Raw genomic sequence first — 11,423 nt, 5'->3', positions numbered from 1 at the left:
CGAAAAATACAAAAAGCCCGCACTGGAAACAGTGCGGGCTTCTTGCGTTCCAAAAAAAGACAATCAGCGCGGACAGATCGGCGTTCTGGCACCGAAGCCGGGTCGACCGGCTTCGATGCATGTATCGATGCGTGTCTTGGCGCGCTGCCGCTATCCGGTGACGGCACCCTTATTGGCCGGGCGGGCCAGCGCGAAGAACTTGCTCAGCACACCTCTGCTATAGCGCGGCTCCGGCTGCCGCCAGGCGGCCCGACGGCGCGCCAGTTCGGCGTCATCCACTTCCAGCTGCAACACCAGGCGCAAGGCGTCGATGGTGATGCGATCGCCCTCTTCGACCAGAGCAATGGTGCCCCCGACATAGGCCTCGGGCGCGACATGGCCGACCACCATGCCCCAGGTGCCGCCGGAAAACCGGCCATCGGTAATCAGGCCGACGGTTTCGCCCAGGCCCCGTCCGACAATGGCAGATGTCGGCGCCAGCATTTCGGGCATGCCCGGTCCGCCCTTGGGCCCGAGATAGCGCAGCACCACCACGTCGCCGGCCTTGATCTGGTCGCCCAGGATGGCCGTCATCGCCGATGCCTCGTCATCGAACACCCGGGCGGGGCCCGAAATGACCGGGCTCTTGAGGCCGGTGATCTTGGCCACGGCCCCGTCTTCGGCCAGATTGCCCTTGAGAATGGCCAGATGGCCCTGGCTATAGAGCGCCTTGTCGATGGGCCGGATCACCTGCTGGTCGGCGCGCGGCTGGTCGGGTACGTCGGCCAGCTGTTCGGCCATGGTCTGACCGGTAATGGTCATGCAATCGCCGTGCAGCAGGCCGGCATTGAGCAGCAGCTTGAGCACCTGGGGAATGCCGCCGGCCTGGTGCAGGTCCACCGCCATGTAGTGCCCCGAGGGCTTGAGGTCGCACAATACCGGCACCCGCAGGCGCATGCGCTCGAAATCGTCGAGCGTCCACTCCACTTCGGCAGCGTGCGCGATGGCCAGATAGTGCAGCACCGCATTGGTCGAACCGCCCACCGCCATGATCAGCGCCACGGCATTTTCGATGGACTGGCGGGTAACGATGTCGCGCGGCTTGCGCTGATGGATTACCGCATCGACCAGCACGCGCCCCGCCTCGGCCGCGGCGTCAACGATCTCAGCATCCGGATTGGCCATGGTCGAGGAATAGGGCAGCGCCATGCCCAGCGCCTCAAAGGACGAGCTCATGGTATTGGCCGTATACATGCCGCCGCAGGAGCCGGTGCTCGGGCAGGCATTGCGCTCGATGCCGTCGAAATCCTCCTCGCTCATGGTTCCGGCCATGAAGGCGCCGACGGCTTCAAACGATGAGACGATCGACAGATCCTGGCCCTTCCAGCGGCCCGGCTTGATGGTGCCGCCATAGACATAGATGGCCGGCGCATTGGCGCGCAGCATGCCGATCATGCCGCCCGGCATATTCTTGTCGCAGCCGCCCAGCACCAGCACGCCATCCATCCACTGGCCCTGCACCGACATCTCGACGCAGTCGGCGATCACCTCGCGCGACACCAGCGAGTATTTCATGCCCTCGGTACCCATCGACATGCCATCGGAAATCGTGGGCGTGCCAAACATCTGCGGATTGGCACCGGCCTGGCGGATTGCCGCACTGGCCGCATCAGCGAGCTTTTGCAGGCCCGCATTGCAGGGGGTAATGGTCGACTGGCCATTGGCAATGCCGATCATCGGCTTGTCGAAATCGGCTTTCTCATAGCCCAGCGCATAATACATCGCCCGATTGGGCGAGCGGGCGACGCCCTGGGTAATGTGACGGGAGCGCTCATTTGCAGCCATGATCAGTTTTCCTTTATTCGGCGGGTACATTGCCGATCCCCCGCAGTCGGGCGGCGCCAGCAATGCTGAAGAACGCTCGGTCGGACGGTGTTGCAAGTCAATCCCGGCAGCGCATGAGACCTTGAATTCACTGTGACCGCCATCCGGGGCCCTATCGTGGCGGCCGTCACAATCAGCCCGCCATTGCCGCCTCCGACCCCCTGGCTGCCAGCGCCAGACGGCGCTCCCGGGCCAGCGTGCTCAATCCCATATCGTCAAGGATTGCATAGATGGCCGGCAGCACGAACAGCACGATCAACCCGGCAGCCACCAGACCGAACACCAGGCTCGCCACCAGCGGGATCAGTATCTGCGCCTGCAGGCTGGTTTCAAGCAGGATGGGCATCAGGCCAGCCACGGTGGTGAGCGAGGTCAGGAAGATGGCGCGGAACCGGGCGCGCGCCGCGCGTGAGGCTGCTTCGGCCACTGTGCGGGACGTGCCGTGTTCGTGTTTGACGAAATCCACCAGCAGGATGGAATTATTCACCACCACCCCCGCCAGGGCGACATAGCCGAGCATGCTGGGCATCGAGAAATCCAGCCCCATGGCCATGTGACCAAACACCGAACCGGTCAGGGACAGCGGGATGATCAGCATCACCACGATGGGCTCGATATAGGACCGGAACAGAAAGCTCAGCAGCAGGAACACCCCGACCAGGCCGATCACGAACCCCACCAGCATGGATTGCTGCGTCTTGCCGGCCTCTGCGTTTTGCCCTTCGACATCGAGCGTCACATCGGGATAGCGCTCCAGCAGGTCTGGCACAAAGCGCGCAAGGGTATCGCCGACAATCGCATTGGCATTGGCGATGCGGGTATCAATCGATCCCTGCACCGTGACGGTGCGCACGCCATCTTCGCGGTTGATGCGGCTGAAACCCTGGCCGATTTCGACCTCGGCAATCACGCTCAGCGGCACCACAGAACCATCGGCGCGCGCGACACTGAAGTCGTCGAACTGGCTGTAACGGCTCTGGTCGCCAGCGACGAATTGCGCGGTGACTTCCAGCAATTGCCCGTTCACCTGCATTTCACTGACCGTGGTGCCGAAATAGGCCGCCCGCAGCTGGTCAGCCACCATGGCAGCGGTAATGCCCATCGGGCCGGCCGCATCGTTGAGCCGGATGCGCAATTCGCGTTTGCCGGGGCGTAGATCGTCCAGCACCGAGGTGACGCCCTGATACTGCCAGATCCAGTCCTGCAACTCGACCGATGCGGCCTTCAGCGTGGTCAGGTCATCGCCCTTGAGACGCATGTCGATGGCAATGCCCGCCGGGCCAATGGTGGCCTCGGCAAATTTCAGGCTGAGCACATCGGGCACCGACCCCACGGCGTCGCGCCAGCGCTCCATGATCGCGTCGGGACGAGAACTGCGCAGCGCTGAAGGCAGCAGATCGACGCTTACCGTTGCCACATGCGCGCCAGTTTCAAAGGCGTCCCGGTTCACGCCATAAAACACCGACACATGGCGGACCAGGCTGGCCCCGTCCGGTTGCTCGGGGGTAAGCTCGGCGTTCACTGTTTCCAGCCCCGCCTCCAGGGACGCAACGACCGCCTCGGTCCGCGCCAGCGGTGCCCCCTGTGGCAACAACACCCGCGCGACGATGGTGTCGCCATCAAGCTCGGGAAATGCCGTGAATTTCAGATAGCCGCCCGCCAGCATGCCGACAGCCACGAACAGAACGGCAAAGCTCAGTCCCGCCGTGGCGTAGCGCCAGCGAATGGTGAAATCGACCACAGGCCCCACAAGGCTCTCGCGCATCCAGTTCATGCCGGTTTCAACACGGGATCGCACGCCGTGGGGCTGCACGGGCCGTTCAAGGGTGTGAACCAGATGATGGGGCAGGATCAGAAAGGCTTCGATCAGCGAGATCAGCAGCACGAACAGCATGACGACGGGCACCACGCGGAGCACGGCGCCCAGATCGCCCGACAGGAAGGCCAAAGAGCCAAAAATCATCGCCGTGGTGGCAAACGACGCCAGCACATTGGGGAACACCTGGGAGGCACCCTCGACGGCCGCCTCAAATGCGCTGAGGCCCTTTTCCCGCAGTCGCGCGATGTTTTCGGCAATGACGATGGCATCATCCATCAGCAAGCCAATGACGATCAACAGCCCCAGCGTCGTCATCAGGTTCAGCGAGTAGCCGACCAGGCCCATCAGCGCCACCCCGCCCATGAATGCCACCGGCAATCCCATGGCGACCCAGAACGAGAAGCGAAATCCGAAGAATAGCCACAGCACCAGAAAGACCAGGCCGAGTCCCTGCAAACCGTTGATCACCACCAGTGTCAGGCGTTCGCGGACCACCGAGGCGGCATCGGCCGTTATTTCCAGTACCACCCCAGGTGGCGCCTGTTGGCGTTCAGCATCCAGAAAGGCTTTCAGCGCCTCAACAATGCGCAGGGAGTCCTCGGCGCGTGTCTTGGTGATGTCCAGGACCGCCGCCAGGCGTCCATCAAACAGGATCCTGTCATCCTGTTGGGCGAACTGCTCGGTTATATCGGCAATATCACCCAGCCTGACCTGTCCGCCGGTGGCAGAGGAGCGCACGATCAGCGCAGCCAGATCGCTGCGTTCCCGGCGTTCGTCATCGACCCGGATCAACAGGGTTTCCGTGGCGGTTTCAATGCTGCCTGCCGGCAGGTCCAGACTGCTTGCCTGGACGGCCCGACTGACATCGGACACCGATATGCCAAATTGCTGCAAGGCGGCGGCGTTCAGGCCGATCTGCAGTTCGCGTGTCGAGAAGCCGGAAATATCGACCTTTGGGATGCCGCCCCAGCGCAGCATGCGGGTGCGGACCCCCTCGGCATAATCCTTCAGTTCGGTGCGGGACTCAGGACCGGCAATGGACACTGAAGCGACGAAATCAGTCTGGCCGACGGACTGGATCCGCGGTGCCTCAGCCCGATCGGGGAAATCGGAAATGGCTTCAACTTCCGATTTCACATCGCCAACAAAAGCCTGGAATTCTTCGCCCTCGCGCATGGTGATGACGGCCCGAGCGGAACCCTCACGCGCCTCGCAGGATTGCCCTTCGAGACCCGTCACGGCGTCAAGCGCACCTTCCAGCCGCTCGCAAATGGCGCTCTCGACGTCTTCGGGCCGGGCGCCGGGATAGGACACCGTCACTTCAACCGTGTTCAGATCGGCGCGCGGGAAGGTTTCCCGCAACAGGCCGGGACCGACAAACAGGCCAACGGCCAGAAACAGCACCATCAACAGGTTGGCAATCGTGGGATGGCCGGTGAAGAACCTGATCATTCCATGTCACCCGTCGCCGCCAGTTGCGCCATCAGCGCGACATCCTCCGTCACGGCCAGCAGCATCCCTGCCACAACCGGACTTGGCGCACTGACCAGAACCCGCGCACCCGGTTCCAACCCCTCGGCGATCACCGCAATCCCGCCCTGCACAAACCGGGTGGTGACGGTGACCAATTGCAGCCGGTCGTCAGCGTCGGCGAGCATGAGCTGGCCGTTGCGCAGCGCACTGCGCGGCACCACCACTCCCTCAGTGGGCGGCGCGGTCATCGCCACCTCGACAAACATGCCTTTGGTAAGGGGCGGCCGGCTACCCGCTTCAACGCTGCTATAGGGAGTGTCCACCCGCACGATCACCCCGAGCATGCCGGTCTTTGGATCAACCGTGTCGCTGACCCGGTCGACCGTTGCGGGCCACTCCAGAACGTCCTGCCCCAGAGGCAGTCGGACCATTGCCGTCAGACCAAGCCCCCGCATGATTTCACTCATCGCCGACGGATCAAAGGCCAGGGTCTGCGCGCCGGCCTGGGTTGACTGCATAAGCGTCAGCATCTCGGCGAGGGACACCTGGGCCTCAACCTCGGCCGCCTCAATCCCATCGAGCAGCGCCGCCGTTTGACCTGCGCGCACGAATTGCCCAACTTCCACCGAGACGGACGCTACCCGGGCCGCAAATGGCAGTGTGAGTTCGGTGCGGGCCAGGTTCAGCGTCGCGGTATCAAGATTGACCTGGTAAACCGCGATCTGCTCGGCCTGCACGGCGCGCTGCGTTGGCAGCAAGGCCAGTGAGCTTTCCACCGACAGTACTTTTTGGCGCTGCGCCAGATGGGCCGCCCGGGCTGCATCGCGCGCTGACTGCGACACCGTACCGCCGGCAAACAGTGTTTCCGCCCGTTCCAGATCGGCAGCTTTCAGGGCCAGTGCCTCATTTTCGATGGCCAGCGCCGAGACCAGATTTTCTTCGGAGACGACCAGCTCTGCCAGTTTTGCTTCGGCAGCGCGAATATTGGCCTGCGCCTGGGCAATGGCGAGATTGAAATCGGCCTGCGCCAATCGCAAAAGAACCGAACCTGCCGGCAGAATGGCACCCTTTTGCAGGGCCGGGTTCACATATTCCGCCGTACCGCCGACCTGGGCAATCGCTTCATAGGTCCTGGTGGGACGGACAATGCCAAATCCGCTGGCCAGCGGCGCTACCGGCTGGGACTGGGCGAGAATGACCCGAACTGACGTAGCCCGTTCGGCCAGCGCGATCCGTTCCGGGGCCGGTCGATTGATCACGACAAAGGCAAGGAAGGCCACGCCGATCAACATGATGGGCAGCGTGATCAAGACCAATTTCAAGCCGTTTTTCACAGGGTTTCCTCCGGTTGCGCAAAGCCGGACAGCAGCAGATCCAGCAAGCGCTCTCCGTCCTGGGTCAGAATGGCGGGGTCACGCGCCAGCAGCATTCGCAGTGCCAGGCTTTGGACTATTCCCAGAATGAGCATGCTGGCATCCCTCGGATCCAGATCGCGCCGAAAAACCCGCTGCGCCGCCGCTTCGGTGACGGTACGCACCAGCACAGCGCGGAAGCTGGCCATGATGGTCTGCATCTGCGACCGCAATGTCTCATGCGTCGCCGTCGCGCCGCGCATGACCATGATTTCGGGCAATGCCGGATTGTCCCGCACCAATTGCAGGTGCTGCATCACCAACAGGCGCAGCCGGGCCTCGGGCGCCAGCGGTGCTGCTTCGGCATGGGCGATATTGCCGGCGACGCGGGCGAGCAGGAAATCGCCCACCGCCAGCCAGATGTCCTCCTTGCGGGGGAAATGCTTGTAAACGGCGGGCTGGGTCAGCCCCAGGCGATCGGCAATCATGCCCGTCGTCACCTGGTCGGGACCCACCTCGAAGGCCAGATCCAGGGCACTGCGCGAGATGTCGATCTTGCGGTCTGCTGCGGTTTTACGCCTGTTCATCCGTGTCGCCCCGAACGGCGCAGGACAAAGGCAATTGCCGCCCAAAAACCGATACGAAGCACCAGGGCACCGACAGTGCGCATTTCAAATGCACCGCCCCCCATGACGTGAATCGCGAAGGGGACGGCCGTCAGCGCCGTCGCCAGCGCAATCAGCGCCGAGAGACGGCATGCCCAGCCATAGCCAAACCAGATGGCGATGGCTGCGGCGACATAGAAAAATCCGGCAGCAAAATTGAACCAGACGACAAAATCGACATAGGCGCCGGCCATTTCCTGGGAAATGGCCGGGCCGAAAAGCACGCTGCCAGCCGAATACAGTGTCATCAGACCAAAGATCAGTGCCACTGCCGCCGTGATCTTGAGCCCCGTTGAGACGGGGGCGCTGTGTGCCGGGTGGGTGTTCATGGCCTTGACACTCCGATGGATCGATTGCGGGATAACTTTCTAAGTTATTCATCTATAACCAATGGCGCGCATTGCGCAAGCCCGCCTGATCGTGCCCGGGTTCGGCGAGTTGAAGCGGCGTGTCAGCTTCCAGCAGGTGAACCGGCGGCGGGGCTGCAACGTCGATGACCCCGCGCAGCACCACCACGGACTGTGTCGAGACTTCAGCAACCGGTCACAGGCCGTTCCAGGCGGTCGCCGAAGGTCAGCGGGGGTGGGTGACGTCGCGGGTCCGCTGCAGCGCATCGACGGTCTGCTCATAGCGGTGATGGGCAACCCCGAGGAAAACGCAGTCCACGATCGCCAGTTGGGCGATGCGACTGACCATGGCGCCGGCCCGTAGCGTGCTTTCGCGGGCATGGCTGATCAGGCGCTCATCGGCCGCCTGGGCCAGCGGGGAATCGGGCGATCCGGTGATTGCCACGGTCAGCGCGCCTGACTGGCGCGCGATTTCGAGATAGCGCACCGTGTCAGAGGTGTTGCCTGAATGCGAGAAGCCCAGCGCTACCGTGTCCGGCGGCGACAGCAAGGCGGCGGACCAGGCCTCATGCGGGTCGGCCAGCAGGAAGGCGTTGCGGCCGATGCGGAACAGTTTGTGATGCAGGTCCTGCGCGACAAACTGGCTGGCGCCGATACCGAACAGCAGGATGCGTTGCGCCTTGTCGAGCGCCGCCACCACGCGGTCGAGCGCCGCGAAATCCAGATTTGACACGGTCTCGTCAATGGCCAGCATTTCCAGCGTCGCCACCTTGGATGCCATTTCCTGGAGCGTGTCGGACTTGGCAATTTCGGCGCCCATCGTCATGCCGGAACGGAACTGGGCCGCTTCCCGGCCGAGTTCGGTGGCCAGCGACATGCGCAATTGCGCATAGCCGGACAGCCCCAACACCCGGCAGAACCGAATGACCGTCGCTACTGAGGTGCTGCAGGTCACAGCCAGTTCGGAAATGCTCATATCCAGCACGATGGCCGGATTTTCGCGCATCACGGCGGCCACGCGCTGCATGGCCGGGGTGAACTTGTCAGTGGAGGCCTCGATCGTCGACTGAATGCCCAAATCGCTCTCGCTTTCCTGTCTGCGCCTGTCTTCTTGCCCGAGTCGCTGTGCTGCGGCGAGAGCATGCCATCCCCGAACTGCAGTACGCGAATGGAACAAAGTTACAAAGAATACTAATCATATGAACATTCTTGACAAGAGGGGTGGAGTCTTCTTAGGCTCCTGCCAGAACAGCCCATCTCGGCCACGAGGAAATGCGATGGTGTCGACTGACGCGCCAATACCAGCCCAGCTGCAGCCGTGCCACCGCGGCCGGGCAGGGGGTGCGCCGTGAGCGGCGTCGCGCAGGGACGCCGCGCCCTGATGTCCGAGCTGGACCTGCTGGTTTCCGAAGGGCGCAACCCCAACAGCATGGGCATCGACATGATGTCGACCCATGACATCCTGCACACCATCAATCGCGAAGACAGCACCGTTCCGCACGCGGTGGAACTGGTCATTCCAGCTATCGAGCGCGCCGTCGACGCCATTGTCGCGGCCTTCAATCAGGGTGGGCGACTGGTGTATATGGGCGCTGGCACCAGCGGGCGGCTGGGCGTGCTTGACGCCTCGGAATGTCCGCCGACCTTTGGCGTGCCCCATGGCATGGTGGTCGGCCTGATCGCCGGTGGTCCCGATGCCCTGATGCGCGCCACCGAAGGCGCCGAGGACCGCAGCGAGGATGGTGTCGCCGATCTCGAGGCCATTGCGTTCACGGCCAGGGATGTTCTGGTGGGTATCGCCGTCAGCGGCCGCACCCCCTATGTCATTGGCGGCCTGCAGCATGCCCGCGCCATCGGCGCGGTGACAGTGGCGCTGTCCTGCAACCCGGTATCGGCCATCGCCGACATTGCCGACATTGCCATTTCGCCAGTGGTCGGCCCCGAAGTGCTGACCGGCTCGACCCGGCTCAAATCGGGAACCGCCCAGAAGCTGGTGCTCAACATGCTGACCACGGCCAGCATGATCCGCATCGGCAAGAGCTATCAGAACTTGATGGTGGACCTGCATGCCAGCAACGAGAAGCTGCTGGCCCGCGCTGTCCGCATCGTCATGCAGGCCACCGAGTGCAGCGCCCAGCAGGCCGAAGCCGCACTGGAAGCCAGCAATAACGACGTCAAGCTGGCCATTCTGGTGCAGCTGACCGGGCTCGATGTTGCGGCAGGGCAGGCGGCCCTGGCAGCGACAGGGGGCATTTTGCGCCGGGCCATCGCGGTTTCGAGCGCCTGAGCTTTTCGAATCCGCCAGCTTTGGCGGTCATGGATCACTAGGAGGAAATCAAAATGCATTGGACGAATTCACGCAAGATACTCGCCGGCCTGGCCATGGCGACAGCACTGTCCACCACGGCCATGGCCCTGCCAGCCCATGCTGCCGAGCTGCGCATGGCGTGGTCGCAGGACGCCACGGGTCTCGACCCGCACAAGCAGACGGCGTTCTCGTCGCTGCGCCTGCTTGAGCTGGTCTACGAGCCGCTGGTGCGGCTTGACCCCGAGCTCAATGTGATCCCGGCCATTGCCAGCAGCTGGGAATTTTCTGCTGACGCCAAGATGCTGACCTTCAAGCTCGACCCAAAAGCCAAGTTCACCAATGGCAATCAGGTGACGTCGGCCGATGTGAAGGCCTCGTTCGAGCGTTTGCTGGATGAAGCGACGGCCGCTGCCGCGCGGTCGAACTTCCTGTCGATCGAGAGCATCGAGACGCCCGACGACGCCACCGTGGTGTTCAATCTGAGCACCGCTGACGTGCCGATCCTGGTGGCCATGGCCACCATCAATGCCGCCATCGTGCCGGCCAGCGAAATCGCTGCGGGTTCGATCGGCACAACGGCCTTGGGTTCGGGCCCGTTCATGCTCGACTCCTGGGAGCCCAACGCCAAGGAAGTCCTCAGTGCCAATACCGAATGGGCCGGTGGACCCCTCAATATCGACGGCATCACCATCTCGGTGCTGCCCGATGAATCGGCGATCCTGGCCTCGCTGCGTGCCGGCCAGATCGATTTCGCCCTGCTCAACGATCCCCTGATCGCAACCCTGGTGCCCAACGAAGCCAATCTTGAGCTCAACCGCGTGCCGGGCCTCGCCTACAACGTCTTGCAGCTCAACCCGTCGCGCGCGCCGATGGACAATCTGATGGTGCGCCAGGCGATTTCCTGCGCGGTCAACCGCCAGGAGATCATCGACTCGGCATTGGCCGGTGAAGGCAAGGTGACCGGGCCGCTGACCATGCCGGCCTTCGCCCAGGATACCGCCAAGCTGTTCTGCTACGAGCAGGATCTGGACAAGGCCAAGCAGCTGATGGCTGATGCCGGCTTTGCCGATGGCTTCACCGCGACCGTCATTGGCGCCAATGGTGAACCGCCGGTCGCCTCATCCGAAGCGCAGGTACTGCAGAGCCAGCTGGCCGAGATCGGCATCAAGCTCGACATCAAGATGATGGAGCTCAATGTCTATGTCGACACCTGGCTGGCCGGTGATTTCGACATGGCCGTGGCGCAGAATGGCGGTCGTCCCGATCCCTATCCGATGTATAATCGCTACTTCACCAAGGACGGCAATCTGGTCAAGGTGTCGAACTTCAGCGATGACGAACTCGATAGCCTGATGAAGCAGGGCCAGGCTGAAACCGACCCGGCCAAGCGCGTCGAAATCTTCCATGCTTTCGAGCAGCGCCTTGCCGAGCAGTCGCCGTGGATCTGGCTGTCAACGTCCTACAGCTACACCGCCCAGCTCAAGACCGTTTCGGGCTATGAGCCTTCGCCAACCGGTACCCTGTTCGGCATCACCAAGATCGCCATTCAGTAATCCAACCGGGGTCGGCCTCCAGGCCGGCCCCTCTAGCCGCGGA

General features: G+C 63.0%; 8 protein-coding genes. 2 read left to right on the top strand and 6 right to left on the bottom strand.

Going from position 1 to position 11,423, the window contains the following annotated elements:
* Positions 1–150 precede the first annotated feature (150 nt).
* From ilvD to ABFY71_RS15930, 6 genes are all read right to left on the bottom strand, one after another.
* On the bottom strand, positions 151–1,824 hold the full coding sequence (ilvD, locus tag ABFY71_RS15955; RefSeq protein WP_347946950.1) for a dihydroxy-acid dehydratase: 1,674 nt from the start codon (positions 1,822–1,824) through the stop codon (positions 151–153).
* Between the two features lie 172 nt (positions 1,825–1,996).
* On the bottom strand, positions 1,997–5,134 hold the full coding sequence (locus ABFY71_RS15950) for an efflux RND transporter permease subunit (protein ID WP_347946949.1): 3,138 nt from the start codon (positions 5,132–5,134) through the stop codon (positions 1,997–1,999).
* The gene (locus tag ABFY71_RS15945) at positions 5,131–6,477 is read right to left on the bottom strand and encodes an efflux RND transporter periplasmic adaptor subunit (RefSeq protein ID WP_347946948.1); all 1,347 of its coding nucleotides are present in this window, start codon (positions 6,475–6,477) and stop codon (positions 5,131–5,133) included. The genes ABFY71_RS15950 and ABFY71_RS15945 overlap by 4 nt, the downstream gene beginning before the upstream one ends.
* A gap of 8 nt (positions 6,478–6,485) precedes the next feature.
* Positions 6,486–7,094, bottom strand: a complete 609-nt coding sequence (locus tag ABFY71_RS15940; protein ID WP_347946947.1) for a TetR/AcrR family transcriptional regulator — start codon at positions 7,092–7,094, stop codon at positions 6,486–6,488.
* Positions 7,091–7,501, bottom strand: a complete 411-nt coding sequence (locus ABFY71_RS15935) for a hypothetical protein (protein ID WP_347946946.1) — start codon at positions 7,499–7,501, stop codon at positions 7,091–7,093. Before ABFY71_RS15935 ends, ABFY71_RS15940 begins: the two co-directional genes overlap by 4 nt.
* Before the next feature lie 244 nt (positions 7,502–7,745).
* Complete coding sequence (locus ABFY71_RS15930; RefSeq protein WP_347946945.1) at positions 7,746–8,597, bottom strand: MurR/RpiR family transcriptional regulator; 852 nt, start codon at positions 8,595–8,597, stop codon at positions 7,746–7,748.
* Positions 8,598–8,900: 303 nt separating this feature from the next.
* Between ABFY71_RS15930 and murQ the strand changes: the two genes are divergently transcribed.
* Together murQ and ABFY71_RS15920 are read left to right on the top strand one after the other, a co-directional pair.
* Entirely contained in the window at positions 8,901–9,806 is a 906-nt protein-coding gene (gene murQ, locus ABFY71_RS15925; protein ID WP_305583189.1) for an N-acetylmuramic acid 6-phosphate etherase, read from the top strand.
* 53 nt (positions 9,807–9,859) lie between these two features.
* A complete protein-coding gene (locus ABFY71_RS15920; RefSeq protein WP_347946944.1) occupies positions 9,860–11,380 on the top strand; it encodes an ABC transporter substrate-binding protein in 1,521 nt (506 codons plus the stop codon).
* Positions 11,381–11,423 lie beyond the last annotated feature (43 nt).

This window comes from Devosia alba, assembly GCF_039938915.1.
In the GTDB taxonomy this organism is placed as follows: Bacteria; Pseudomonadota; Alphaproteobacteria; order Rhizobiales; family Devosiaceae; genus Devosia; species Devosia alba.
The sequence above is the reverse complement of the archived record's forward strand: the minus strand, read 5'-3'. Positions and strand labels throughout refer to the sequence as shown.